Annotated in this window: 20 protein-coding genes; 7 read left to right on the forward strand and 13 right to left on the reverse strand. The window is 45.4% G+C overall.

The window, feature by feature from the left end; all coding sequences use genetic code 11:
• Positions 1-51: 51 nt before the first annotated feature.
• The 4 genes from H3S94_RS03300 to H3S94_RS03315 all read left to right on the forward strand — a co-directional run bounded on the left by H3S94_RS03300 (position 52) and on the right by H3S94_RS03315 (position 4,270).
• Positions 52-1,647 carry a phosphoenolpyruvate carboxykinase gene (locus tag H3S94_RS03300; protein WP_198240265.1) on the forward strand — a complete coding sequence of 532 codons (1,596 nt, stop codon included), beginning with the start codon at positions 52-54 and terminating at the stop codon, positions 1,645-1,647.
• Between the two features lie 86 nt (positions 1,648-1,733).
• Positions 1,734-2,171 (forward strand): alternative ribosome rescue aminoacyl-tRNA hydrolase ArfB, encoded by a 438-nt coding sequence (gene arfB, locus H3S94_RS03305; protein ID WP_198230471.1) that lies wholly within the window; start codon positions 1,734-1,736, stop codon positions 2,169-2,171.
• Between the two features lie 118 nt (positions 2,172-2,289).
• Positions 2,290-2,826: a LysM and BON domain-containing protein gene (locus H3S94_RS03310; protein WP_198240266.1), complete on the forward strand. Its 537-nt coding sequence runs from the start codon at positions 2,290-2,292 to the stop codon at positions 2,824-2,826.
• An 832-nt stretch (positions 2,827-3,658) separates the two neighbouring features.
• Entirely contained in the window at positions 3,659-4,270 is a 612-nt protein-coding gene (locus H3S94_RS03315; protein WP_198240481.1) for an alpha-ketoglutarate-dependent dioxygenase AlkB, read from the forward strand.
• Between the two features lie 210 nt (positions 4,271-4,480).
• On the opposite strand, the gene H3S94_RS03320 is transcribed toward H3S94_RS03315, so the two are convergent.
• From H3S94_RS03320 to H3S94_RS03330, 3 genes are all read right to left on the reverse strand, one after another.
• A complete protein-coding gene (locus H3S94_RS03320) occupies positions 4,481-5,020 on the reverse strand; it encodes a copper chaperone PCu(A)C (protein WP_198240267.1) in 540 nt (179 codons plus the stop codon).
• A 116-nt stretch (positions 5,021-5,136) separates the two neighbouring features.
• Complete coding sequence (locus H3S94_RS03325) at positions 5,137-5,502, reverse strand: hypothetical protein (protein ID WP_198240268.1); 366 nt, start codon at positions 5,500-5,502, stop codon at positions 5,137-5,139.
• A gap of 44 nt (positions 5,503-5,546) precedes the next feature.
• Positions 5,547-5,783, reverse strand: a complete 237-nt coding sequence (locus tag H3S94_RS03330) for an Lrp/AsnC ligand binding domain-containing protein (protein WP_075869935.1) — start codon at positions 5,781-5,783, stop codon at positions 5,547-5,549.
• 458 nt (positions 5,784-6,241) lie between these two features.
• Between H3S94_RS03330 and H3S94_RS03335 the strand changes: the two genes are divergently transcribed.
• The gene (locus tag H3S94_RS03335; protein WP_198240269.1) at positions 6,242-6,829 is read left to right on the forward strand and encodes a hypothetical protein; all 588 of its coding nucleotides are present in this window, start codon (positions 6,242-6,244) and stop codon (positions 6,827-6,829) included.
• A gap of 150 nt (positions 6,830-6,979) precedes the next feature.
• Here the strand turns inward: H3S94_RS03335 and H3S94_RS03340 are convergent, their stop codons facing one another.
• Entirely contained in the window at positions 6,980-7,390 is a 411-nt protein-coding gene (locus tag H3S94_RS03340) for a tellurite resistance TerB family protein (RefSeq protein WP_246786396.1), read from the reverse strand.
• Positions 7,391-7,510: 120 nt separating this feature from the next.
• On the opposite strand from H3S94_RS03340, the gene H3S94_RS03345 reads away from it, so the two are divergent.
• Entirely contained in the window at positions 7,511-9,175 is a 1,665-nt protein-coding gene (locus tag H3S94_RS03345; protein ID WP_198240271.1) for a lysine--tRNA ligase, read from the forward strand.
• Between the two features lie 246 nt (positions 9,176-9,421).
• Positions 9,422-11,005: a peptide chain release factor 3 gene (locus H3S94_RS03350; RefSeq protein WP_198230464.1), complete on the forward strand. Its 1,584-nt coding sequence runs from the start codon at positions 9,422-9,424 to the stop codon at positions 11,003-11,005.
• Between the two features lie 194 nt (positions 11,006-11,199).
• Here H3S94_RS03350 and H3S94_RS03355 read toward each other — a convergent pair whose 3' ends face one another.
• The 9 genes from H3S94_RS03355 to H3S94_RS03395 all read right to left on the reverse strand — a co-directional run bounded on the left by H3S94_RS03355 (position 11,200) and on the right by H3S94_RS03395 (position 26,861).
• On the reverse strand, positions 11,200-11,490 hold the full coding sequence (locus H3S94_RS03355; RefSeq protein ID WP_188318057.1) for a helix-turn-helix domain-containing protein: 291 nt from the start codon (positions 11,488-11,490) through the stop codon (positions 11,200-11,202).
• Between the two features lie 672 nt (positions 11,491-12,162).
• Complete coding sequence (gene trxA, locus H3S94_RS03360) at positions 12,163-12,486, reverse strand: thioredoxin (protein WP_077990394.1); 324 nt, start codon at positions 12,484-12,486, stop codon at positions 12,163-12,165.
• Positions 12,487-12,565: 79 nt separating this feature from the next.
• Positions 12,566-16,048, reverse strand: coding sequence for a double-strand break repair helicase AddA (gene addA, locus H3S94_RS03365; protein ID WP_198240272.1), 3,483 nt, complete (start codon positions 16,046-16,048; stop codon positions 12,566-12,568).
• Positions 16,045-19,131, reverse strand: coding sequence for a double-strand break repair protein AddB (gene addB, locus H3S94_RS03370; RefSeq protein ID WP_198240273.1), 3,087 nt, complete (start codon positions 19,129-19,131; stop codon positions 16,045-16,047). Before addB ends, addA begins: the two co-directional genes overlap by 4 nt.
• Positions 19,128-19,847: a nucleotidyltransferase family protein gene (locus H3S94_RS03375; protein ID WP_198240274.1), complete on the reverse strand. Its 720-nt coding sequence runs from the start codon at positions 19,845-19,847 to the stop codon at positions 19,128-19,130. Before H3S94_RS03375 ends, addB begins: the two co-directional genes overlap by 4 nt.
• A gap of 4 nt (positions 19,848-19,851) precedes the next feature.
• Positions 19,852-21,339, reverse strand: coding sequence for a tRNA (adenosine(37)-N6)-threonylcarbamoyltransferase complex ATPase subunit type 1 TsaE (gene tsaE / locus H3S94_RS03380; protein ID WP_198240275.1), 1,488 nt, complete (start codon positions 21,337-21,339; stop codon positions 19,852-19,854).
• Positions 21,336-23,819 carry an ATP-binding protein gene (locus H3S94_RS03385; protein ID WP_198240276.1) on the reverse strand — a complete coding sequence of 828 codons (2,484 nt, stop codon included), beginning with the start codon at positions 23,817-23,819 and terminating at the stop codon, positions 21,336-21,338. Before H3S94_RS03385 ends, tsaE begins: the two co-directional genes overlap by 4 nt.
• 132 nt (positions 23,820-23,951) lie before the next feature.
• Positions 23,952-25,349, reverse strand: a complete 1,398-nt coding sequence (gene ahcY / locus H3S94_RS03390; protein ID WP_210327962.1) for an adenosylhomocysteinase — start codon at positions 25,347-25,349, stop codon at positions 23,952-23,954.
• Positions 25,350-25,733: 384 nt separating this feature from the next.
• On the reverse strand, positions 25,734-26,861 hold the full coding sequence (locus H3S94_RS03395) for an FkbM family methyltransferase (RefSeq protein ID WP_198240277.1): 1,128 nt from the start codon (positions 26,859-26,861) through the stop codon (positions 25,734-25,736).
• Positions 26,862-26,878: the final 17 nt, after the last annotated feature.

A 26,878-nucleotide genomic window follows, 5' to 3' on the forward strand; every position in this document is an offset into this window, starting at 1 on the left:
TCACAATCGTGTGGGCCATTTGTTGCTTTTAAGGGCAATAGCGGAGGTACTATGAAAGAGACTGGCATATTCAATCCAAAGGCTTCACTCAAAAGCTTCGGTTTTAAAGATTTGGGCAATGTTTACTACAATTTGAAACCGCCTTTTCTTTATGAAGAAGCAATTCGTCGCAACGAAGCGAAGTTGACAGCCGAAGGAGCGCTTGTTGCCTATACAGGCCAATTTACCGGCCGTTCAGCAAAAGACAAGTTCATCGTTCGCACAAAAGAAACCGAACCCAATATCTGGTGGGACAACAACAAACCGATGAGTCAGGAACATTTTGACCAGTTGTTTGCCGATTTTGTCGAACATGCCAAAGGACGCGACCTGTTTGTCGAAGATCTTATCGGCGGTGCGGATCATGAAAACTCGATCAGAGCACGCGTTGCCTCCGAATATGCCTGGCACGCCGTTTTCATCCGTAACCTCCTCATCCGTCCGGATAAAAAAGCACTTGAATCATATGTTCCGCAGATGACGATTATCAATCTGCCGTCTTTCCGTGCTGATCCGAAGCGTCATGGAACACGTTCCGAGACAGTCATTGCCTGTGATCTTACACGGCTTATCGTTCTGATTGGCGGCACATCCTATGCCGGCGAAATGAAAAAGTCGGTCTTCACCGCATTGAACTATATTCTGCCTGAAAAAGGCGTTATGCCGATGCACTCTTCAGCCAATGAAGGGCCAAAAGGCGATACTGCTGTTTTCTTCGGGCTTTCGGGAACCGGTAAAACAACGCTTTCTGCCGATGCAAGCCGCACATTGATCGGCGATGACGAACATGGTTGGGGCAATGATGGCGTCTTCAACTTTGAAGGCGGTTGTTATGCCAAGGTCATCCGTCTATCGGCTGAAGCGGAGCCGGTTATCTATTCCACAACCCAGCGTTTCGGTACTATTCTTGAAAACGTCGTTCTCGACAAAGATCGCGAGCCGGATTTCAATGACGGTTCTCTGACTGAAAATACACGTGCCGCCTATCCGATCTATTTTGTCGATAATGCAAGTAAAACCGGCAAGGGTGGACAGCCGAAAAACATCATCATGCTGACAGCCGATGCTTTTGGCGTTATCCCGCCGATTGCCAAACTCACACCGGCACAAGCCATGTACCACTTCCTGTCCGGCTATACAGCCAAGGTTGCAGGGACCGAAAAAGGTGTCACCGAACCGGAAGCAACGTTCTCGACATGCTTTGGTGCACCATTCATGCCGCGTCATCCTTCTGTCTATGGCAATCTGTTACGCAAGAAAATTGCCGAACACCATGTTGATTGCTGGCTCATCAATACCGGTTGGACCGGTGGTCCTTACGGCGTTGGCAGCCGTATGCCAATCAAGGCAACCCGCGCATTGCTGAATGCTGCATTGGACGGTTCGCTTAAAAATGTCGAATTCCGCAAAGATGAAAATTTTGGTTTTATGGTACCGAAAGCAGTTGCCGGAGTTGATTCAGCAATTCTTGATCCCCGTTCGACATGGAAAGACAAAGCCGCTTATGACGAACAGGTCAAGAAGCTTGCGGGCATGTTCATCAAAAACTTCGAGAAATTCATTCCGCATGTTGATGATGATGTGAAAAACGCAGCCCCCAAGGCCTGAGTTCAAAAATAAATAAATAATCAATTGAAAGCCCGGTTACTTTTACCGGGCTTTTTTATTGGCGTTTCGACGTTATAATCGCACAAATGAAAAGCGATACAGGTGAACTTTTTATCAGTGCGAAAATCCGCATACGCGAAAGCGATATTGCGGAAAGCTTTATTCGTGCTTCGGGACCTGGAGGACAAAATGTCAACAAGGTTGCCACGGCTGTACAATTACGCTTTTTCGCCTATCGGGCCGGTCTGCCCCACGATATATTTACTCGTCTCATAAAACTTGCGGGTCAAAAGGCGACGAAAGACGGCGAAATTCTCATCGAAGCATCGCGTTTCCGTTTACAGGAAAAAAACCGGCAAGATGCGCGAGAAAGACTGGTTTCGCTCGTCAAAAAAGCGGCTGAACCACCGCCGCCAAAACGACGTAAAACAAAACCGACCAAAGGTTCGATCGAGCGAAGATTGAAAGCCAAAAGCATTCGTTCAGAAGTGAAAAAGGCTCGTTCAAAAGTAACCAAGGATTGAAATCTAAATTCCTGCTCTATGTCTTTTGAATGAAAGCCGGAACACACGCTTCCGCTCTAACGATGTGCCGCTCCGCCTCAAAAGGGCAAGACGCGCATTTTCTTGAAAGGAGAATGCAATGGGACTTTTTAATTTCGTAAAATCGGTTGGCGAAAAACTTGGCCTTGGGGAACAAGCCCCTGACGCACAAAGCATTAAAACAGCTTTGGATGGCCTTAATCTTGGAACAGAGAACGTGAAAGTCGCGGTCGAGAACGGCAAAGCAATTCTGACTGGCGCTGTCAAAGATCAGGCAACACTTGAAAAGGCCATTCTTGCCGTTGGCAACCTTCACAGCATTGAATCGGTCAATACCGATAATCTCAAAGTAGAAAACGGCCAAAAACCGGCAAGCAGTCAAACGACACAGTCCGGCACTTCACAAACATCTTCAGCCTCTGCTGCCACACAATCGTCAGGTTCACAACCGGCAGAACCGCATTTTTATGAAGTGAAAAAGGGTGACACTTTGTGGAAGATTGCTGAAGAAGTTTATGGAAAAGGTCATGGCGACAAAAACAAAATTATTTTCGAGGCAAACAAGCCTATGTTGAAATCGCCTGAAAAAATCTTCCCCGGCCAAAAGCTGCGCATCCCCGACCTCAATCAGGCCTGATTATTTTATTACACCGCATACCCCGCGCATCCCGAAAAGTGTGAAGCGGTTTTCGGACAAGATGCGCGGGCACTTAAAAACCCATCCCGAAAAGTGTGAAGCGGTTTTCGGACAAGATGCGCGGGCACTTAAAACTCATCCCGAAAAGTGTGAAACGGTTTTCGGATAAGATGCGCGGGTAACCAAAACCCATCCCGAAAAGTGTGAAACGGTTTTCGGATAAGATGCGCGGGCACTCAAAACTCATCCCGAAAAGTGTGAAACGGTTTTCGGACAAGATGCGCGGGTAACCAAAACGCATCCCGAAAAGTGTGAAACGGTTTTCGGACAAGATGCGCGGGTAACCAAAACGCATCCCGAAAAGTGTGAAGCGGTTTTCGGACAAGATGCGCGGGCACTCAAAACCTATCCCGAAAAGTGTGAAGCGGTTTTCGGGATGACATCTATGAAGTTTGGACGAACTATCGCTGAAAAACAAGAACAGCCATTCCAGACAGGTTTTCCCCGCAGGACATAATGTTTGCCTGTCAAAAATAAAGATTGATAAATCTGTTTCTCTGACAGAGTGACCCGATCCTGGCCACCATTTGCTCATGTCAAATTTCCCTGACAAAACGTCACTATATAAGCCTTTATCCGCTGCAATTTTTCTGTTTTTTAAAAAATTCCACTCAACTGCAACTATTCACAAAAAGCGGAAAAGCCAAGCTGATACATCAAAGTCCATAGCATTATATACGGTCTTGAAGGAACTTCATCTTTTCGGTGCTTGAGCATGGCGAATGATGTCCAGCATCTTGAAGAGCCGTCAGAGTCTGTTTATTTTCAAAGGATGGATTTTTACGGCTTTGATTATTTTCCGAACTATTTCAATCGCACCGATCAGGAAAATCTGGTTGACGAAGTGAGAGAAATCGTCCGGCAAGCGCCATTATTTGTTCCCAGAATGCCAAAGACCGGAAAGCCGATGAGTGTCAGGCAAACCAATTGCGGAAAACTCGGCTGGGTTACCGACAAAGATCGCGGCTATCGCTATCAGGAAACACATCCTCGAACGCAAAAACCATGGCCGGAAATTCCCCGACAACTCCTAGAGTTATGGCAAAAATTATCGGGATTTTCCGCTCCGCCGGAAGCCTGCCTCATCAACTTTTATTCGCCGGACGCACGCATGGGAATGCATCAGGACAAGGATGAAGGTGAACTTGCCGCACCTGTTATCTCGATTTCTTTGGGCGATACGTGTCTCTTTCGTGTAGGAACGCCAGTCAAAGGCGGAAAAACCCATTCCTTACGGTTGAATAGCGGTGATGTTATTATATTCGGCGGCGATATGCGTCTTGCGTTTCATGGTGTTGACCGGATTTATCCTGAAACTTCTACACTTTTGAAAGTTCCCGGCCGTATCAATCTGACTTTGCGACGTATTACACCTGTCGGGTAAAATGGAAATCTCATCATTGAAGCTTACTCTATGAAGGTAGCCGCCCGACTATAATGGAAGCGTTTCACGTGAAAACTTCTCTTGGTAATGTCTTTAAATTCGTGATTACTTTTAAAAACTTGAATAAAAATCTCGATCAACAGAAATGCGTGACAAAATTCCGCCACGCATTTTATTTTTTCGTGAAAATTTTAATTCTAAAAGCAGTTTTTAATGCTGATGTTCTTCATGATTGGCATGCATTGAATCCGGTGCTTGTGCACCAATGCCCGAAACAGTAAAGACCACATCGACAGTGCCGGCTTTTTCAAAAACCATTTTTGCCTTGAACTCGTCACCCTTGTTCAAGGTTTTGTCGAGATCCATAAACATAACATGGAAGCTGCCCGGTTTGAATTCGACTGTTCCACCGGCCGGAATGACCACACCATCCGCCTGATGGCGCATTTTCATGACACCATCAGCCATTTCCATGGAATGGATTTGTGCTTTATCGGACAATTCCGACGATAGAGACACCAGCCTATCAGCTTCTTTACCATGATTGACAATGGTGAAAAAACCACCGGCAACTTTCGCACCATTGGGAGTTGCACGTGCCCAGACATTGGTAATTTCGATATTGCCGATTTTAAATGCGTCGGCAAAAGCACAATTGAAAGAACTCAAAAAAATGTAACAAACAGAGGCCGCTATCAAAGCAATGACTGCCTTGAATGAATTTGAAGATTTTTGAAAAGTGTATGACATAAATAACTCCTGATATTCGGAATAACATTCGATTACTAAAAAATTCCGGATGACCGCTACACGTGAAGTTTTGTATGTGGACCAAAAAGTAACGCTCGACGGCCAATAAAATCTGTTCAGGAAAATCTATGTGGCGGCGAGCGTGCGTCATATAGGCAAAAATTATATTGTCCAAGAAGTGACAATGCCAATAAAATGCCAATCGGCTCGCTTGACCGCTCCGATATTTCAAGGAAGTTATCATCGGGTCGGGATATTTGCAGTGCCGCAGAAAGAATGCACCCGCCGACACAACAAGCCGGCATTGGCGCATGTCCTGTTGGCAAGCTTTTTCTAGCGCCTGATGCCGAGCAAATTATGCCGCCATAGGATTTTCCGGCAGCATTGAAGCCGATTAAAGCAGCCTGCGCCATCACGACTGATTGAACAGTAATCGCAAAAACCAGCACAAACCGCGAAAGATGAAGTTTTACCGACCGCATAAGCTGCTCCGGCTCTTCTTGCCCATTCTCCGTTTAATCCGGATTTAGAATGCAGTAAATGTCAGTGTTGTCAAAGACCGCGTGATACCGGGTATATCAAGAATGTTGTCATTGATGAATTTACCGATATCCTTGCCCTCTTCGATATAGATCTTTGCCAGAAGCTCGAATTCGCCACTTGTGGAATAGAGTTCCGAAACGATCTCGCGCTCATAAAGTATATCGGCAACGTCGTAAGCTGTACCCGGTGCACATTGCAACTGGATGAATATTGGCTTCATGTTCATTCTCCTTTAGCCAAACAAACACATGAAACCGACAAGAAATCAACATACTTTCTTCGTTTGGAACTTGAAAACATGTTTATCACAGAACTCTTGCCGACAACATGCAGGGGCACATTTTCCTTTGTGTCCGACCGGTTGAAATATTTTTGTCCATGATTTTAACAGGGAAAAGCGCAATGATGTCAGCAGATTTATCAAATTCAGAGATTTTCTCTCATAAAACACGATAAATAATATTCAATATTATCAATTAAAAGTTTAAAAAATATCTCTATCCCTAAAATCCATTATATGATTTTTAAATATTCTATCCTTTTAAATATATGTATTTAAATGAAAAATATTATAATTTTTAACTTTAAATTATACCAATAAAATTAAAATTTAAAACAATTGCACGCTTTCCTACAATCGTTTATCTTTTATTTTTCAATGCCGGAAAGGGATTTGCCATGATTCCACCCATTCCTGTGCAAACTTATGTCACTGTAGCGGCGGCTACAGAGCTTACAAACCGTCGTGCAAAGAATCTTGATGGTGATTCAAGTTCCGACACTCTTGCAGAAACATTCAATGCCGTAACGCCGAGCACCTCTTCGCAGGCCGAAAATGGCGCACGTCAGGTTGCCAATCGCTTCAAACCTTTGGATAACCGGAAAAGTGCCGAAGAGATCGAGGATGAAGAAGAAAAGCTCCTCTATTTGCTTTCCGAAAAATTCGGCCTTGAAAAACCGCATGGCTTGCCAATTCAGGAAGCAGCAGCCTATCTGAAAGAAATTCTATATTCTCCCCGAAATACTTATGATCTTCGGGCCGTTGAAAAAGACCTCGGATTTGACCTCATCGGTATTTCATTAAAGGATTTTCTTGACGCGATGATTGATAGCAATAGCGAAGCAGCCACACGTGTGAGCATTGCTTTGAAAAACTTTCTCGACGATCAGGAATTGCAGTTCAGACAAACTGCCCTTGATGAGGATATAACAACCAATCCGGAAGACGATCAGGACCCCGGAATTTACTCCCCATACGAGAAGTAATTCTCCACCATTTCACATCAATAGACAGCCCTTTAACAAACAGGATTTTGACTGGACTGTCAGAATGTCATGTTCAAACATGAATTCTTATATTTATATAGTTTTGAACGATTGACCGAATGCATTCCATCGCGGTCCAAAAACACTGTCTCAAGCTTTTCTGAAGCGAATACGCGCCGAACGTTCAATCGCTGCAACAGTCAAATCTTCAAGCTCGAAATGCTCGCGCAAAATTTGTAAAAACATCAACTCTTCCTGCCTGACATCAAGATCGCTCGCCGCAACTTCAACAGCCAAGGCATAAGCTGTGTCACGCAATCTGGCGGAAAGAGCCGCACCGGTCATTTCAAGTATTCTTTCAAGTCCATCGTCAAGGCCGAGATAAGAACAACATTCGGCCGCCAAAGCATCAAGCCGCTCCTCGTCGAATCCACTAAATACCGGAAGACGCGCAACAATTTCGCTAATCAATTTCAGTTCATTGTCGCTCACCGCTGCGTCAGCAGCAGAAGTAGTGACCATAATGTATATTAATGCTTCTTGCGCAGTCAATATTTCCATAATCTTCCCCCTGATCGTATTCTTTCGAGGTTTTTTCCGGTTTTTTTCTTCCGATGATTGACGAAAAGCCGTTTGAGCCATAGAGCTTTCTTAAACGATTCAAATTCAGGATAAAACCCCATGTCAACAGACAATTTCATGGCAGAAAATCTTAATCAGGATGTCATTGATGCGGCAGCCCAATCCAGAGCATGGCCTTTCGAGGAGGCACGCAAAATTGTCAAACGTTACGAAAAAAAAGGCTACCCTGATACAGTGATGTTCGAGACCGGTTACGGGCCGTCCGGTTTGCCGCATATCGGTACCTTCGGTGAAGTTGCGCGCACGACAATGGTACGTCATGCTTTTCACGTTTTAACGGAAAACAAAGTCAAAACCAAATTGTTATGTTTTTCCGACGATATGGACGGATTGCGCAAAGTGCCGGAAAATGTCCCCAATCGTGCATTGATGGAGACCTATGTTGGTAAACCTTTAACGCAGGTTCCCGACCCGTTTACGAAAGATTATCCCTCTTTCGGCGCCGCCAATAATGCGCGGCTTCGCGCTTTTCTTGACCGTTTCGGCTTCAATTACGAATTTGCCAGCGCGACCGATTATTATACTTCGGGACGTTTTGATGAAACGCTCCTCAAAATGCTTGCCAATTACGATAAGATCATGGCTGTCATTATTCCGACATTGGGTGAAGAGCGGCGTGCGACCTATTCGCCATTCTTGCCGATCTCTCCTGTTTCGGGAAAAGTTTTGCAGGTCCCGATGATCGCCCATGACGCGAAAAAAGGCACGATCACCTATATCGAACCGGAGACCGGTGAAAAAATTGAAACCGAAATCACCGGTGGCAAGGTCAAATGCCAATGGAAAGCCGATTGGGCTATGCGCTGGACGGCTTTGGGCATCGACTATGAAATGGCTGGTAAAGATCTGATTGATTCTGTGGCTTTGTCTTCAAAAATTTGTCGTATCCTTGGCGGGACACCGCCGGAAGGCTTTAATTACGAGCTATTTCTGGATGACAAAGGACAGAAGATTTCAAAATCGAAAGGCAATGGCCTGACAATCGACGAGTGGCTCACTTATGCGCCCACTTCAAGCCTTGGCCTTTACATGTACCAGAAGCCAAAAACCGCCAAGCGGCTTTATTTCGATGTTATACCGAAGGCTGTTGACGAATATTACAGTTTTCTATCTGCCTACCCGAAGCAAAGTTGGAAAGACCGGCTTAATAATCCTGTCTGGCATATGCATAACGGCAACCCGCCGGAAGTGGATTTACCCGTATCCTTTGCCATGTTGCTCAATCTGGTCAGTGCATCCAATGCCGAGAATGCCGATGTCTTATGGGGCTTTATTTCGCGTTACGCCAAGGGTGCTACACCGGAAAACCAGCCTGAACTCGACAGCCTTGTCGGTTTTGCCATCCGCTATTTTAATGATTTCGTCAAACCGACTAAAAAATTCCGTGCACCGGATGCTGTCGAACGCGAAACTTTGGAAAAAATTGACCAAACCCTTGCACACTTGCCAGCAGATGCCGATGCCCACACAATCCAGAATGCACTGCTCGACATTGGCCGCGTGACAGAGCGTTATCAGGACCACAACAAAAAAAGCCCTGACGGGGGGCCAGGTGTTTCTGTTTCATTTTTCCAAATGCTTTATGAAGTTCTGATCGGTCAGGAACGGGGACCGCGTTTCGGCTCTTTCATTGCTCTTTATGGCATTGATGAAACGCGAGCCTTGATTGCTGACGCGCTCGCCGGAAAACTTGTCAACGAATAGATGGACACGGCAATCATCTTGAAAGAGGGCTTTTCACCCCTTTCAAGATGATTTTGAAGCAATCCGGTACAATTCTTGAAGACAAGCTTTAAGCTTGCCGCAAATTAATTGAAAATTTTCAGATAGAGGACACAAATTCCTCACTCTTTTTTAAAAAAAGAGGTAAAAGAAGCCGAATTTTATTATCGACCGGCCGATTATCAAAACAAACAGGTCGTGCAGGTAACGAAGTAACAGGAGTGAGTTATGAACGAGGCACAAGAGGTCGCGCGGCGCCGCACATTTGCTATTATCGCGCACCCTGATGCCGGTAAGACAACCTTGACCGAAAAATTGTTATTGTTCGGTGGTGCCATCCAGCTTGCAGGCGAAGTCAAGGCCAAGAAAGACCGTATCCAGACCCGTTCCGACTGGATGAAAATCGAACGCGAGCGCGGCATTTCGGTTGTCACCTCGGTTATGACATTCGAATATGAAGACCATATATTCAATCTGCTTGATACACCGGGGCACGAAGACTTTGCCGATGATACCTACCGTACACTGACGGCTGTCGATAGCGCTGTCATGGTTCTTGACGGAGCGCGCGGTATTGAACCCAGAACATTGAAGCTTTTTGAAGTCTGTCGCATGCGCGACATTCCGATTGTGACGTTCGTTAACAAAATGGATCGGGAGGCACTCGACCCATTGGAGATATTGGACGAAATAGAAGACAAGCTTGCACTTGATACTGCACCGGTAACATGGCCAATCGGATCGGGCAAAAATTTTGCAGGAAGTTTTGACCTTCATAACAATCTTGTACGCCAGAAAGACGAAGAAAAAACTCCGCGCCCTGTCAGCGGGCCTGAAGAAGCAGCTCTATTGCTGCCCGAACATGATCGTGCGGCTTTTGTTGAAGGCGTTGTTCTTGCGCGTGACGCATGTAAAAGATTTGACTTGAAATCGTTCCGTGAAGGCCAAATGACACCGGTCTATTTCGGTTCTGCTTTGAAGAATTATGGTGTGCGTGATCTTATCGACGCTCTTGTTGCCTATGGTCCAAGTCCGCGTGCGCAAGTTGCCGATACTCGCATTGTCGAGGCGACAGAGCCGAAAATGACCGGTTTTGTTTTCAAAATACAAGCCAATATGGACCCTAATCACCGCGATCGCATTGCGTTTTTGCGCGTTTGTTCGGGAATTCTATCCCGCGGCATGAAAGCAAAACTCGTGCGTACCGGAAAACCCATGACTTTATCGGCTCCGCAATTTTTCTTTGCCCGCTCCCGCCAGATTGCCGATGAAGCCTATGCCGGTGACGTTGTGGGAATCCCCAATCATGGAACATTACGAATTGGCGATACGCTGACAGAAGGCGAAGACATTCTTTTCAAAGGTGTTCCGAATTTTGCTCCGGAAATTTTGCGCCGTGTCCGTCTCGGTGACCCGATGAAGGCAAAGAAGCTTAAAGAAGCTCTGCAACAAATGGCTGAAGAAGGTGTTGTTCAACTCTTTATGCCTGATGATGGTTCGCCGTCGATTGTCGGTGTTATCGGCGCTTTACAAATTGATGTTCTGACCGAGCGTCTCAAAGTGGAATATTCTCTTCCCGTCGGTTTTGAACCGGCACGCTTTACTGTATGCCGCTGGATTTCGGCTGATGACAAAGCCGATCTTAACAAATTCATAGCCACACATAGGGATGCTATTGCATCCGATCTTGATGGAGATCCGGTATTTCTCGCTGAAAATAATTTTTCGCTCAATTATGAAGCGGAACGAGCACCAAAAATCAAGTTTTATACAATTAAAGATTATCAGACACGAAACATCCAGACTGCATAAAAGGAATTTTCCGGCTGTTTTTCAATCCGGTACTCCGGATTGTTGTACCATGAGAGACATTATCATCCGGTGACATAAACAAGTTATATAACGCTCTTCTCCGGTTTCCGGCCTGTTCAAATATCAAAAACAGGCTAAAAACCGGATTCAATCGAGATAAGCACAGAATCGCTCTTGAATTCCGGCAATCGGTGTTAATTGCAATTGCGCATCTCTTTTATAAATTCTTCATAATTTATATCCAGAAAATCAAGAAGCGTCATAAGCCGTGAAACGGCAATGCGATCCGATCCTTTTTCATATTTTTGAATTTGCTGTGGTGTAATACCTGCAACAGCCGCCAGCTCCATTTGTGTTACGCCATTTTTTTTACGAAAATGACGCAGTATTCCACCAATCTTCTGGTCACTTCGTGTTTCATTCCGCTTCAATGTTTGAACGTCTTCAGAGGAAATGTTACCGCCATTTTCCATATGATTCATCATTAACCCATCCCAATAAAAATATACCTTTGATCGATTGTCGCGGTTCATCGCGAAAATATGCAAAGCCCATTTTCTATTGATATTTCATCGAAAACGCCGCCTTGAATAACCGCCCCCCCAAGATTGACCGTTACCGTCCTTTCTGGGTTAAACAGAAAAAGTCTGTCGTTTCCCTGGACAGATCTATCGTCATGGCAGAATAACGCCAATCTAGCAAGTAGGACATATTCTAAAATTGAGAAATATTACATTTTTTTTGCAATATGTATCAAATATGCTTGATCCAATCATGATGATTGCAACAATTCTAAAAAATCGGTACCGGATTTATATCACCTGTTTATCAAAGAAAAACTTACAAAACGGACTATACAGAGTTTTATATCAAGTTGAATTTCAATCAGGTCGGGAAACCGTTAAACCGGAATTTCAAGTGTTATTATTGATAGCTATTCCCGACAATTACACTTTGAAAAAACAGTTTTTCTCTACGTTTTGTCTCACTGGATAAATTCTATCGGCTATTTTCCGGAATTTTGAGTTTTCCGGAAAGTTTCCGCTTATGCATGAGAAATTATGCACCGGACGCCGGATTGAAAATTGATAAATCGAACAAATAAAAACGACGCCATTCAAGAATAGCGTCGTTTAAAAATATAAAATATCGAAAAATTAGCGGATACCGTCTTTGATCCAGTCTGACAAACGGCTTTTGGGAGCAGCACCCACCATATTGGAGACGATTTCCCCATTATTGAACAATAATAATGTCGGTATGGAACGGACACCGAATTGCGTTGCAAGTTCCGGATTTTCGTCAATATTGATTTTTGCAACTTTGACCTTACCCTGTAACTCGGTAGCAATTTCTTCAAGCGAGGGCGCTATCATTTTACATGGACCGCACCATTCTGCCCAGAAGTCTACAACAACAGGTTCTGCCGACTTTAGCACGTCATTTTCAAAATTGCTTGTATCGACTTTTACAGTGCTCATTGATCTTTCCTTTGTGATTCCAATTTGTCTAAATTTGGCGTGCCAGACCGATTCCGTCAAGAGCAAGCTTTTTCAACCATTATTCTGCGGATAAATTACTTTTTTCTTTATTCATCAAGAAATCAAGTTTTTTGCCGTCGAGTTCAAAAACTTTCGGCCCGTCACTATAGATCAGCAATGTTCTGACGGTCTTATTCGGGTGAATGCTCATCAATAATGTTCGGTAAAGTGCCATTTGCAACATGTAGCTGTCAGGAATTTGCTGCTCGCGTTTGGGCGCACGACCGGTTTTGAAATCGCCCAGAACAATTGTGTCATCGCCATCGTTCAGGCGGTCTATTTGGCCGGAAACGACGTATTTCTTGCCCCTTATTGTGACAGTTCCCATCAAAGTCACTTCGGCACGCGCTTCTTTGGTAAACAAAGGGCGCAGTGCTTCACTATCCATAACCTTGAAGGTCTGTTCAAAAGCATCCTTTCTTTGTTCCTCGCTCCATTCAGGTGCGGCTTTTTCAAGATAGGCACGGGCTAACCTTTGCCTGTCTTCCTCCTTTATTTGCGGCAAATACTGCAAAAGCCGGTGAATGATTGTCCCGCGTTCGATAGCAAATGAAGAATTTGCCGGTTTTTCTCCCAGAACCGGTGAAATCGTAACATTATTTTTTGCCGCCGGTGCATTCTCGTCAATATCGAGTGAAGCACCTGAAGGGGTAAGCGGCTTAGGCAAATCGGTTTCCGGCTCCATACGGCTATGGAAATAGGAAGGAAGCGGAAAAGCGGGAACCGCTCTTTCTTCTTCGGCGGTTTTTGTTTCGACACTTGCACGTTTGTCATCCACGCAATAACGCCATGCCTTGATGTCGGGTGAAGGGCCGGCAATTTCTTCAGAAACCGGTATCAACGCTTCGCTGACAAGTTCACTCCACGTGCCGCCAACAACATTCTTTCCCCTATAACCACAAATAATAAGGCGGTCTTCTGCCCGTGTCATACCAACATAAAGAAGACGCCTATATTCTTCTTCGGCTTTCAATTTTAACGTATTGATATAATTGTCACCGAATGATGTTTTGAACTCCTTGGCGGGCTGCCACAAAAAGCTCTTCTTGCCATGACTGTCAATCTCGATGAATTTCGGTTCATGTTGTGCATTCCAGATACGCGAACCGGAATCGACCAGAAAGACAATGGCACTTTCAAGCCCCTTTGCCGCATGAACAGTCATAATACGGACTTCTTCACGGTTCTGGTCGAGTTCACGTTTGATTTCCGGATCGGAAAGCTTGATTGTTTCCAGAAAAGCCTGCAACCCTGGCAAACCGGTTTTCTGGATAGATAAGGTATAATCCATGAACGCATCAAGGACATCGCTTGCTTCCGAACCCAATCGCGCGAGAATTTTTGCCCGCCCCTGATCTTCGCTTAATATATGACTATAAAATTCATAGACAGGCGTTTTATCGGCAAGGTTTCTATATTTTTTGAGTAAAGCCAGAACAGATGCAAATTCCGGCTTCTCTTCACTATGGGCCTCAAGGCTATTAAACAGGCTTCCTTCGCGGTTTATAGCGATCCGATAAAGATCATCTTCATCAAGTCCGAAAAGCGGGCTTTTCAAAACAGATGCAAGAGAAAGGTCGTCCTGCGGTTGCAGAACAAATCGGGCAAGCGCCGTTAAATCACGCACCGCAATATGGCTTGCCAGACGCAAGCGGTCGGCACCGGCAACCGGAACATTGCGGTTTTTCAATGCGCGCGCCAAAGCCGGAACAAACTGGTCGCGTTTTCTCACCAGCACCATAATATCACTGGCTTTGACTTCTCTTCCCTGACCAGGAAGCATTTCATGATGATGAAGCCAATGGCTGATCGTCGTTGCTATCTCTTCGGCAAGGCGAACAGCCGGTGCATGAAGCTGGTCGACAGGTTTGCGCCAATCTTCCGGTTCTTCCACATCTATTGGCGCAATATTGTCCCAGATCACCACTTCACCGGGGTCATTGCGACGAACCGGCTCATGCACGGTTTTGATATTTTCGGCTGAAAGACCTTTATAATTTTCCGGTTTTTCAAATACCCGATCAACACTTTTTAAAACATCGGCTGTCGAACGGAAGGAATAATTCAAACGTATGTGGCCGAAAGATTTGCCAACGGCTTCGGCTTTTCTTTCGATAATGCGACCATTCGTTGCAAAATCTTCCGGCACTGCCCCTTGGAAAGAATAGATCGACTGTTTTTCATCACCAACGGCAAAGACAGTGCGGTTGACCTCTCTTTGTCCTTCCCCGACAAAAAATTCCTGTGCAAGAAGCTGGATTATCTGCCACTGGGAAGGGCTTGTATCCTGTGCTTCGTCAACCAGAATATGGTCAATGCCCCGATCCAGTTTATATTGTACCCATTGGCCTGCACCATCGCGTTTTAACAGATTAAGCGCCCGCTCGATCAAATCATCAAAATCAAGCAAACCTTCTGCCTTCTTCAAACTTTCATAACGCGCCAAAAGCCGGTAACAGAGCTGAAAGGCAGCCAAATTGAGCGGTACCAGTCGTACACGTCGCAATTTGTCGAGATAGAGAACGAGCTTTTCCTGACGCATTAACAAATCGTCTTCGAGCCATGGCAAAGCTGCAAGAAGTTTTTTTGACGCCAGATTGCTTATTTTGCGCGGATTTCCACTGGTAAAATAGGCAAGTTCGATGAATTTTATGCTCTCGCTATTATCCGCATTTTCTACAAGCTCCAATTTTTCAACGAAATTCTGGCTGTAAGAGTGGCCGAGACTTTTGAATGCTTTAATAGTCTCTTCCGAATGAAGCGCCGTTTTACGGATTTCATCAGTGAGATTTTCTTCCGTATCATCCGGAGATATTTGTAATGCTTTTTCCAGAATATGCTTGCCATCCGGTCCACTCACACGAGCGAGAAACGGACTTAAAGCCTGCCGTTTTTCGATTGCTTCGTCTAACAGCATAAAAAGTCCGCTTTCGCCCACAGTTTTCAAAACCAGCATCAAAGCGTCATGAAGAGAACTATTTTTTTGCAAATAAGCTTTCTCAAGCAGGTCACGACGCGCATTTTTTAAAAACTCGTCACGTTTGAGGTCGTCCATCATCTCGAAATGGCCGGCAATATTGGCTTCCAAAGGAAATTGATGAAGGAGACCTTCACAAAAAGCATGGATAGTCTGGATTTTTAACCCGCCCGGTGTTTCAAGAGCGCGGGCAAAAAGTCTGCGCGCTTCATCAAGCCTTTTTGTATCGGGTTTTCTGCCCTCAAGCGCGACCAACACCTCTGTCAATTCGTCATCATCAAGCTCTGTCCAGCCGGAAAGAGTCTGGAAAATGCGCGTTTGCATGACAGCAGCGGCTGCTTTGGTATAAGTGAGGCATAAAATCCGCGCCGGCTCGGTACCATTTAATAAAAGTCTGATAACCCGAAACGTCAAAACATGCGTTTTGCCGGAACCGGCATTGGCAGACACCCACGCACTGCTTTGCGGATTTGAAGCAGCCGTCTGATTTTTAATGGCATCTTCTGGAATTTCACGTTTGGTCATTCTTCACCTGCCGTATCAGAGCCGGCCGACCATTCGAGAACCCGCGCCAAATGGTCATAATCACCTTCATAGGTGGTCAAAGGTGGCATTGCTCGCGACAAATAGCCATGGGCGGGATTTTGATAATATTCCACCAGTTCACCCAATCTTGCCCATGCTTCTTCGGAAAGTTCGATTGCGGTTTTTTTGGCAGATAAAGAGATGCGCTCTTCTTTTACTTCTCCGTGGGCATTCAAACGGATATAGGCAAGTTCGGACGGTTTGATATTTTTAAGCGGAACAAAAGCATTGCGCGACAAAAGAGCTGCTTCCAACGCCAATTGCGGTGCCATGAGTGTTGCAGCCTGTTTCACGGAAGGAGTCGAGCCGGTTTTGAAATCAAGAATTTCGGCAAAATGTCCATTCATCACATCAATGCGGTCGGCACGTCCTGAAAGGGTTGCACCCTCCGGCACAATATGAACCGGACGAGCCGAAATTTCGACACATCTCTCACGCGGAGAAAGTCCTTTTTCCCACGCGATAATTGATGGCGCAAGAATTTCAAAACGTGGCCACCAAATAGCTTCAACATCAAGTGGAAGCTGCATCCGGTCAAATTCGGCACGCGCAATTTCAAGAAATTTTTGCAGTGCATCCGGTTTTTCCGGATCAATTTTCAGCAATGAAAAGCCCGCAACAATTGCATGATAAAGCGTGCCACGCTCGGCAACCGACGGATCGTGGATAAGGTCGTCAAGCGGCTTCAGGCGCAAAACCTTTTTGGCATAGATTGCATAAGGGTCGCGGCGTAATGTTTCAATTTCGGTAACAGAAAAATGTTTCGGACGTTGTTTCAATGGCGGGGTGGGGCATGGGCGCGCAATAAAATCGACATTTTTGCGACGATCGAGTTCCCGCGCCCAGTGGACAAAAACTCCGCCATGAGCGCGCATATCGGCGCTCGCTTTAGCGCCCACAACTGTTTCCAGTCTTTGTAACCAGCGCGACGGCACAGAAGGGGCATTATCAACTCTCAATGCCCTGCTCATAATGACTTTATCCATGCCCATAGCCATCTGAAAATCATGGGCAGCCAAACCGATCCGTCGCTCCGGAGGGTCAAGTGTCAATGTCATTTTCATCGGCCGCGACATGAACGGGTCATTGCGAGCTGTCGCCGGCCACGAGCCTTCATTCAAGCCACCAATGACCATTGTATCAACCGTTTGCAAACGCGATTCCAGTGCACCCCAGATAAAAAGACGGGGATGACCACCGGCAGAGGGGCTAACCGAGCGTGCAGCCATCAAAGCTTCAAGAATGGCCGGCCATTCGGAAATGTCGAACGTGAGGCCGGATTGATCGGCAACAAGATCACGCAGCAAAGATATAATGGCTTTTCCCGCCTCTCCTGCATAAAGCGCGTGAAACGAGCCTTGCTCGTTAGCACCAAAATTTTCCAAAACTTCAGTCGTGGCACGGGCAACCTCGTTCACCGACAGCGGTTCGCTTTCTGCCATCAATGTCACCAATGGCTGAACAGCTTTCACCAGAGAAGACGCAAGATTTCTTGCTTCCTCGATCATATCGGTATCAATATCGTTCATCCCGTTTTCATCTGTTGTGAGAGCGAGAAGACGCTCTTCAACAAACTGCTCACAGGTTGCAATATTGATTCTTCCGGTTCCCCCCCTTAATGCAAAAAGCTCGAAACGTTCGGCAATTTTTCGTAAAACCCCCCGTTCATATCCAAGCGAAGTCAATGGGTGTTTGAGAAGAGACAGGAAAGCCACCGGATCGCCGGGTTGAAACAAAGTTTGTAAAATAAGCCGCAACAAAGTTGCCGGTAGAACTTCACTTAAAGGAACGCCACCGGAATCATTGGCTTCAATGCCAAAACGTTTGAGTTCGGCAACAACACGGCGGGCAAGATTTCTGTCCCCTGTCACAAGTGCGGCCGTCTTCTTTTTGTCTTCGATCGCCTGCCTTAGCGCAACCGCGACCGCCAAAGCCTCTTCACGTTCATTGGCAGCCTCGATCAAAGAGACATCGGCAAAAATTTCATCAAAACCATTGCGTTTCAATTGTGACCATGTGTCGGTGGTCACAGCCGGTCGCAATGCTTCGGATAAAATTGCAGCGCGTTTTTTCTTGTTTTCCGAAGGCGCCCCGATCTCGTCAACGACATTTCTTGTCAGTTTCATGCGGTCGAACAATTTTTTGAAACTATATTGCGGATGGCCGAAAATGGAGGGGTCGTCATGCGTTTCATCAAGCGCCGCCCATTGGGCATCATCCATGGCAAGGTCGAGGCCTGGCAAAACAACCGCACCATTTTCCAATCCGCTTACCACTTTCAGCAAATCGGCAATGGCCGGAATCGAGCCATTGGAACCGGCCACAATAACAGGATCACGCGGTTTGTTACGCAAAAGCCTTTCAGTTTCCGCACGAATAGCCTGATTGCGCCATTCTGCCGGATTTATTTTCTGCCGCTCGGCAAGAATACCAGGCCAGGTTTTTGTTACAATTTCCAGAAAATCAAGTGTCACCTGCCACCATTCGGCGACCATATCGGGGGCGATATCTTCAAGTTTTGCCCAATCGGCGGACTCTGTCTCGACCTCGTCCATCAGACGGGCGAGATCTTCGGCAAGCCAGATCGCATCGGCTGTATTGGCCGGTATAATAATATCTTCACTGCCGAAGAGAGAGCGCACATGGGCAGGCAAATTCTCGCGCCATGGACGGATAAGGCGCGCCAATAACAAGAGCCGCTCGACATCGCCAATTTTCGGATTGAGCGACAAAGCTGCCGCTCCATTATCAAGGAAAAAAGCCGTATCTTCATCAACATCGCCCAAAGGGCGAATTGTCGGCAAAAAGCTTGAATGTGTCTTGCTCATTTCCACAAAGCAGGAGCGTAGCGTACGCGCGGCACGCCGTGTCGGAACATAAATAAGAGTATCTGCCAGAGCTTTCTGGATATTGCCGCCTTTGCCGAAATCTTTAATCAGGCGTCCCGAAAGAAGTGCATCAACAAAAGTTGGCAAAAACGGCGCACCGCTCGAAATCGAAAACAGCTTCGGCTTGTCTTTCACGCTATTTCCCCCCTTTGGCGCATCAGCTCCTCAACCTTGCTAATCATTGCAATTGTTCCGACAGTATACCAATTGCCATCCAATAGAAAACCATAAAGACGACCACGGGCAATCGCTTCGTCAAAATAGAGGTTGAGCGATTGCGGTTCGATTTTTGCAAATGCAAATATTTTCGGATTTACAATAAGTGCACCACCATAAATAACCGCCTCAGGTGCATTTGCGGGTGCGCGAACAAGTTTTTGCCCTTCACCAATCAGGAAATCACCTTTTTCAGGCCCCGCTGCCTGCGTGCGTTTGACCGTCATAAGCAGCATATCCATTCTATCGGGGTCAAAACGATTTGCCATTGCTTCAAGAGTTGGTGTGCCATGGTCGACCCAGAATGTATCGGCGTTAAGAACAAAAAACGGATTTTCTCCCAAAAGCGGCAAAGCTTTCACCACGCCTCCGGCCGAATCGAGAAGTTCCGCACGCTCATCCGAAATGGTTACATGCGGTTTTTTACGGCTTTCGACATGACTTTCGATGGAATCGGCAAGATAATGGACATTAACCACCGCTTCCTCGACACCGGCTTTTTCAAGGGCATCAAGAGCCCGGTTCAAAAGACTTCGACCGGCAATTTTTACCAGTGGTTTCGGTGTTTTGAAAGTCAATGGCCGCATGCGGGTGCCAAGCCCCGCAGCAAGCACCATAGCATGTGTTATTTTCATTTTTTCACTCTTCAACCAGTTTCGAGGCAATATAGAATTGACGCAATGATGAAAGAGCCGGATGTTCAAGATTGCGTTTCAAATAATCGCGGCAGTGCGGCAAATGTTTCAAATAAGCGGGCTTGCCATCACGCTTGTCAAGACGAACAAAAATACCGAGAATTTTGGAAACGCGTTGCGCACCGGCAATAGCATAGATGAGTTTGAACTGTTGTTCATCAAAGATACGAGCACCCTTTTTGCGTTCATCGCAATAGGCTTTGATGATACGCTCCTCAAGCGGGCGGCTAATAGCAACACGCGCATCTTGGGCGAGTGATACAACATCATAGGCTGTCGGGCCAATTTGCCCATCCTGAAAATCAATGAGACCTATTTTTTTCAAACCCTGTTCATTCTCCCGCCAGATAATATTGGGCGAATGATAATCGCGCATAACAAAACTTTGTTCTGCCTTTTCAAAAATTTCAAAAAGCGGCTCCCATAGCCGATAGAATTCTTGCTTTAGGGACTTACTTACCTCTGTTCCGGTAAGGTACGGGAAATACCAATCAAGAAGAAGGGAAACTTCTGCCCGTAAAACACCCCGATCATAAACCGGTATATCAAGTGTCAGATCATCGAATTTTTGATGTTTGGGCCACTCTTTCTGGTGAAATGAAGAAAGCAATTTTCCCGATTCGATATAGCGGTTTTCAATTGGTTTCCGTTCTTCATCAAGCACGCCGTCCCGCCCAAGATCGTCGGTAATGAGCAAACCTTTTTCCAAATCTTGCGCTAAAATTTCTGGCGCTATAAAACCATTTTTCAAAATCAGCCGGTCAATGCCGACAAACTGGCTGACCGATGTCGCAAGATGGGCAATTTTTCCATAAGACTGGCCATTTTGTTCGGGCATTTCCATTGCAGGTGCATTCATCAAAATTTCATGACCATTCTTGCCATAAATAATCTCGTAGGAACGCGCCGAAGCATCACCGGTAAAATAGCGGCGTTTGAAATTTCCCCGTTGACTGGATTTTAAAAATTCTCTTATTTCCAGCGAACGTTCGAGCCTTTCGGCAGCACGGCCTTCCGCCTCAATCGTTATTTTTCGACCATTTCCCTGATGCTCAAGAAAAATGGCAAAATCTGCTTTTCCCAATTCTCCTTCGGCTTTTTCCGGCCATTCGACAAGAACAACTCCGGCCTCTCGCGCCTCTTCAAAGCCAAGCTCGTCAATTTCTTCCGGTTCGTTAATGCGATAAAGATCGGCATGGGTGAGGTTGAATTTTGGCAAATCATAAACTTGAACAAGTGTGAAGGTAGGACTTGGAACATCCATCTCTTCATCATCTGCAAGGGTGCGAACAATAGAACGGGAAAGCGATGTTTTCCCTGTTCCGAGATCTCCTTCAAGCGTAACGAGATTACCCTTCTCAAGAGCTAGTGCAAAATCCTCGCCAAAGCGTTCGGTTGCTTTTTCATTTTCAAGAAATAAACTGAAAATCATTCTGTTTCCTCTGATTGAAGCAACGTTGCGGGTGAACGACGTTTGGCTGGAAAACGGCAAAAAACGGTTGTTCCTTTTGCATTTCCGGTTTCTATAGCGACACTGCCACCATGAAGCTCGACAAAGCTTTTGACAATCGAAAGACCAAGCCCTGCTCCGGCACGTGAACCATGATGGGCATGGGATGAAAACCGCTTGAAAACAGTATCAAGAATTTCTTCCGGAATTCCTGCTCCGTCATCGTGAACAGAAAAGACAATGTCGTTTCCATCCTTTTTGGCAGAAAAGGTAATAACACTATTGTCGGGAGCAAAATTGGCGGCATTGCTCAATACATTGACAAAAATCTGGCGTAGCCTTGCCTGATCTGCCGGAACCGTCGTGAGGCCATCTTCAATTTTTTCTTCAATTTGTACCGGACGGGTACCAAGACGCTCTTTTGTGCGTTCTGTTGCGAAAGCCATTGAAGCGGCAATATCGACATCTTTAATATCAAGTTCCATAATGCCGGCATCAAGTTTAGCAAGGTCCAGAATATCATTGACGATATCAAGAAGCGCACCCGATTCAGAAGCGATATGTTCGAGATATTCTTGCTGGCGGGAATTGAGCGGTCCGAATAACTGGTTCTGTAAAATATCCGAAAAGCCGATAATATTGGTAAGGGGGGTGCGCAATTCATAAGACACATGACGAACAAATTCGCTGCGCAATGCGTCGGCACTGCGCAATGCATCATTCTTTTCTTGCAATGCACGGGTGATATTGACCGTATCTGTTACATTGACAAAGGTCATCATGGTCTGTGCATTCGGCAAGGGCACCAACGCATAATCGAGAATAACGCCACTTGTTAAATCCATACGCCCCGAAATGGCATCCCGATTTTCACTAAAACCGGTGATAAATGCACCGAATGTATCCCATGCATTGCTCGTTGTCTTTTTCGCGCATTCGGCCTGAAGTTTTGAAATATGCGTTCCTTCAACTGTCAATTCGGCGGGTAAAGACCATAATTTGGCCAATGCCGGATTGGAAAGGCGCACACGCCCGTCCGGACCGAACAAAGCGACACCTTCGGAAAGATGGTCCAGCGTTTCGCCTTGCATTTCAATGAGGCTGTTATAACGCCTTTCAAGATCTATTTTTTCAGTAAGATTTTCAAAAAGCCATGTCACGCCACCTTGCGGATGAGGACTTGCCAAAACCCTGAGCGTGCGACCATCCGGCAAATTCCAGATCTGCTGGCTTGGCTCACCCGAACGATAGGCAGAAAAAAGCTCTTCCTTCCACCCCCTCCAATCGGGCTTTTCAGCAATAATGCCTTCTTCCCGCAAACGATCAAGAAGCAGGGTATGACTGGGTTCGCTTTCCAGAAAAACCGTATCCAACGGCCACAGCGTTGCGAAAGCCTGATTGGCAAACTTCAATTTTTGGTCGGGACCAAAAATGGCAACGGCCGTTGAAATCTGGTCAAGCGTTTCGGAATGTCCGCGCGCCATGCGCTTCATTTCTTCCGACATTTCTTCCATGGCGCTGATATCATGAGCAAAGGTTGCAACACCATCATCGGACGTCACTTGTGTGACTTCTAGGAGCCTGCGATCGCCTTCGACAATGGCATAGGCGGGGCCTTTGAAAAGCGGTTTATTTTCAAGGAGTTTCTTACGTGTCGCCTCATTAAACAATGAAGCTTCCTCAGCTTTTTCGGGGTCGTAACCGCTGGCCTTCTCAAATGCACGATTGGCATAAATAATTCTTTTATCGTTATTGACGAGCCAGACAGGTTCATCGAGCGCTTCAAGAAGAACATTACGCATTGCAAGCATCGTCTTCGTAAAAGCGGCATCCTTTTCAAGCCTGGCAAGCTGTTCCTGTTGGCCGGAAAGATCCTGAAAACGTAAAACCGCAGCAGTTCCTGCAATAAGACCGGTTGCTTCAACCAGTGTTTTTTGTTTCGTTGTCAAATAAAGAGTAAACGGCTGTGCCTCCTGCCGCAAACGGGTCAAGGCATCATCTAAAGCGCGCAGTTCGTTTTCATCAAGCCATTGGCCGAACCTTAATATGTCCTGAGAATTTATCCCCGCTTTATCAAGTGCAACCATATGGCCGATTATTTTCGGGTGAGCAACCGGCGTTTTCCAGATAACTGCACATTGTCCGCTATGTGTAAGCAAGAATTCATAATTATCAATTTCTTGCAAATAGTCGGTTTTGTCGTTTTTCTCGTCATTGGGCTTTTCAGAAGAAAGCCGGATAAAAATGCCGAGGCAGATAATGACTGCGGCGACAATAATTCCACCGAAAACAACCATTTGAAGGCTTGAACTGCCAAAATCGGAAAGTGCGTCGAAACCGGCAGCGTGACTTGCAACAGACATTGCCGGAAAACAGAATAAAGCAGCCAAAGCCGGCGAAATCCCCGTTAATAATTTGCTCTTATATCCACCTTTTGCCTGCAAAGTTGATTTCTCGATCATATCTAGCCGAATCAGCCTTAACCATACATGTCTATGCTTTTCAGGTGAAGTATCTTCAAAAAAACAAAGGCCGGGCATTTTTGCCCGACCTTTAAAATCAATATAGATGAACGACGTTCTGCAATAGCTATTTTAATAGCGATAACGATCGGGCTTGAACGGACCTTCAACCGAAACGCCGATATAGGCTGCCTGCTCTTCCGAGAGTGTTGTCAGTTTGACGCCAAGACGATCAAGATGCAAACGGGCAACTTTCTCATCAAGATGTTTCGGCAGAACATAGACCTGATTTTTATAATTCTCGCCACGTGTGAACAATTCGATCTGGGCCAATGTCTGGTTTGTGAAAGACGCCGACATAACAAAAGAAGGATGGCCTGTTGCATTGCCAAGATTAAGCAGACGCCCTTCCGAAAGAAGGATAATGCGTTTTCCATCCGGAAATGTAATCATGTCGACTTGCGGCTTGATATTTGTCCATTTCAGGTTTTTCAGTGACGCAACCTGAATTTCATTATCAAAATGCCCGATATTGCCGATGATGCACATATCCTTGACTGCGCGCATATGTTCAAGGCGAACAATGTCACGGTTTCCTGTTGCCGTGATGATAATGTCGGCGGTCGGAGCGGCTTCTTCAAGTGTTACAACCTCATAGCCGTCCATAGCTGCCTGCAAGGCGCAAATCGGATCAACTTCGGTGACTTTGACGCGTGCACCCGCGCCAGAAAGGGATGCCGCACAGCCTTTGCCAACATCGCCATAGCCGCAAACAATAGCAACTTTGCCAGCCATCATTACATCGGTACCACGGCGGATACCGTCAACCAGCGATTCTTTACAGCCATAACGGTTGTCGAATTTGGATTTTGTCACGCTGTCATTAACGTTGATTGCCGGGAACGGAAGGAGTCCTTGTTCCTGCAAATGGTAAAGACGATGAACACCTGTCGTTGTTTCTTCGGTCACACCTTTGATGGCATCACGTTGACGGGTGAAGAAACCGGGCGTTTCTTTCATGCGTTTCTTGATTTGGGCAAAGAAGATTTCCTCTTCTTCTGATTCCGGCTTTGAAAGCACATCCTCGCCATCTTCGGCGCGAGCACCGGTCAGGATATAAGCTGTTGCGTCGCCGCCATCATCAAGAATCATATTTGAAGGCTTGCCATCCGGCCATTGGAAAATAGCATCGGTATAGCTCCAATATTGTTCAAGTGTTTCGCCCTTGACCGCAAAAACAGGTGTACCACCTGCGGCAATTGCTGCGGCAGCATGATCCTGCGTTGAAAAAATATTGCATGAAGCCCAGCGCAAATCTGCACCGATCATTTTTAAAGTTTCAATAAGAACGGCTGTCTGGATTGTCATGTGCAGCGAACCGGAAATGCGGGCGCCACGCAACGGTTGAGAGGAGCCGAATTCCTCGCGGCAGGCCATTAGACCCGGCATTTCAGTTTCGGCAATATCGAGTTCTCTGCGACCATAGTCGGCAAGGCCGATATCCTTGATAATATATTCTTTGGCAGCCATTATGCACTCCTTGAAGATTTTTAGCTTCGGGTGATTTAGCAGATGTCGAAACGCAGCGCAACCGCGATATAAAGATTGCTTTATATCTCCAGTCAAAAATGCCCATACGTTTTATAATTCATTCAAAGTGCTTTAAATATATTACATGTTTATAGAATATAACATAATATTAATTCGTGATGTTCAGTAAATTAAAATAGCAGTTATATCATCAATGTATATTATATATGATGTTTATTTACATATCGAATTTATGAAACAGGATATTTAATTAACGATCATGTTTTTTATAAACGAGTTATCAAATTGAATAGCGATGAAAATCATGACAAATAATAATACTTAACAAAAGGATGTAATACTGGAAATTCTATCGTTCCGATTTTACTTTTTCTTAAAAAACAGGTTTTCGCCCTTCATCGGAAGTTCATCAAAGCGACCTTTCAATGCTTTACGCACCACCGCTTCCGAATTCGGTTTGAAGCGATCATGTGTTTCAATAATAACGAGACCAACTTTATCAATCCAGTCTTCATAATTTTTCTCGAAAAGCTCGTATTCAGCGCCTTCGATATCAACTTTCAATATATCAACAAAATCCATATCATATTGTTTCATGATGGTGGGAATACTGACTGCCTTAACAGAAAGCGCAGGATTTCCGTTTGATGCCTCGGTGCGAACCCCCCAGGCTCCAAGTGAAGCATGATTGTCATCCTCCGTGACCAGTGTCACCTCGCCATCTGTTGGCCAAATCGCAGCTTGCAAAAGAGAAACAGATTTGGAAAACTTTTCGAGATTTTTCTCCATAATCGAAAAGTTGACAGCATCGGGTTCAACCGCAACGATGCGCGCATCCGGAAATTTCTTTATGAAAAAAAACACGGAGAGGCCAATATTGGCTCCCAAATCGATAATCGTTTTTGCAGTCTCGGGAAGATTTAAACTGTCATATTCGTTATCCACGAATATCTGCTTGAACACACGAATATCCGAATCGTCGATTCGAAGCGATAAATCGGCCCCTTCAAACTCCATATTTAATACAATATGGCGGGCACGTTCATCTTTAATAAGGTTTTTTATAATCTCCACTCTGTCATCATTGATGACATATTCTTTTTTATTTACATCATTATCAAGAGACGATATTTTATTGAAAATTTTATCAAGTTTTTGATTTATGTCATGTGTTTCGTTATTCTTTAGTAGTTTATCTATATTATTTTCTATGCTCTCTAGTCTTGATATATTATGAAATACATTATCTGAAACACTTTCTATTTTAATGGATGCTTCTGTTAAATTTAAAGCTGTAACATTTGCCTTTGCCGTGATTTCATCCATCAATTCAGCCAGCGCATCGTGATTTTTTGTAATCAAGGCGATCAGCCTTTCACGCTGACGCTTGCATTCGTTTTCGCTATCGATATCGTTACTTAAAACGCGGTCAAGTTTTTTATCAACAAACTTATACGAGTTTTGGAGTTGATTTATTACATCCTGTTCCAATTTCTTATCCAAAGAAG

The sequence above is a fragment of the Bartonella sp. B10834G3 genome (assembly GCF_016102505.1).
Classification (GTDB): Bacteria; Pseudomonadota; Alphaproteobacteria; order Rhizobiales; family Rhizobiaceae; genus Bartonella; species Bartonella choladocola.

What these genes read in the sequence shown, in the direction of transcription:
- trxA (WP_077990394.1), bottom strand. Translation starts at nt 12,486, where the DNA reads ATGAGCACTGTAAAAGTCGATACAAGCAATTTTGAAAATGACGTGCTA.
- H3S94_RS03375 (WP_198240274.1), bottom strand. Translation starts at nt 19,847, where the DNA reads ATGAAAATAACACATGCTATGGTGCTTGCTGCGGGGCTTGGCACCCGC.
- H3S94_RS03335 (WP_198240269.1), top strand. Translation starts at nt 6,242, where the DNA reads ATGATTCCACCCATTCCTGTGCAAACTTATGTCACTGTAGCGGCGGCT.
- H3S94_RS03345 (WP_198240271.1), top strand. Translation starts at nt 7,511, where the DNA reads ATGTCAACAGACAATTTCATGGCAGAAAATCTTAATCAGGATGTCATT.
- tsaE (WP_198240275.1), bottom strand. Translation starts at nt 21,339, where the DNA reads ATGATTTTCAGTTTATTTCTTGAAAATGAAAAAGCAACCGAACGCTTT.
- H3S94_RS03340 (WP_246786396.1), bottom strand. Translation starts at nt 7,390, where the DNA reads ATGGAAATATTGACTGCGCAAGAAGCATTAATATACATTATGGTCACT.
- H3S94_RS03350 (WP_198230464.1), top strand. Translation starts at nt 9,422, where the DNA reads ATGAACGAGGCACAAGAGGTCGCGCGGCGCCGCACATTTGCTATTATC.
- addA (WP_198240272.1), bottom strand. Translation starts at nt 16,048, where the DNA reads ATGACCAAACGTGAAATTCCAGAAGATGCCATTAAAAATCAGACGGCT.
- H3S94_RS03330 (WP_075869935.1), bottom strand. Translation starts at nt 5,783, where the DNA reads ATGAAGCCAATATTCATCCAGTTGCAATGTGCACCGGGTACAGCTTAC.
- H3S94_RS03315 (WP_198240481.1), top strand. Translation starts at nt 3,659, where the DNA reads ATGGATTTTTACGGCTTTGATTATTTTCCGAACTATTTCAATCGCACC.
- H3S94_RS03300 (WP_198240265.1), top strand. Translation starts at nt 52, where the DNA reads ATGAAAGAGACTGGCATATTCAATCCAAAGGCTTCACTCAAAAGCTTC.
- H3S94_RS03310 (WP_198240266.1), top strand. Translation starts at nt 2,290, where the DNA reads ATGGGACTTTTTAATTTCGTAAAATCGGTTGGCGAAAAACTTGGCCTT.
- ahcY (WP_210327962.1), bottom strand. Translation starts at nt 25,349, where the DNA reads ATGGCTGCCAAAGAATATATTATCAAGGATATCGGCCTTGCCGACTAT.
- H3S94_RS03320 (WP_198240267.1), bottom strand. Translation starts at nt 5,020, where the DNA reads ATGTCATACACTTTTCAAAAATCTTCAAATTCATTCAAGGCAGTCATT.
- H3S94_RS03385 (WP_198240276.1), bottom strand. Translation starts at nt 23,819, where the DNA reads ATGATCGAGAAATCAACTTTGCAGGCAAAAGGTGGATATAAGAGCAAA.
- arfB (WP_198230471.1), top strand. Translation starts at nt 1,734, where the DNA reads ATGAAAAGCGATACAGGTGAACTTTTTATCAGTGCGAAAATCCGCATA.
- H3S94_RS03325 (WP_198240268.1), bottom strand. Translation starts at nt 5,502, where the DNA reads ATGCGGTCGGTAAAACTTCATCTTTCGCGGTTTGTGCTGGTTTTTGCG.
- H3S94_RS03355 (WP_188318057.1), bottom strand. Translation starts at nt 11,490, where the DNA reads ATGATGAATCATATGGAAAATGGCGGTAACATTTCCTCTGAAGACGTT.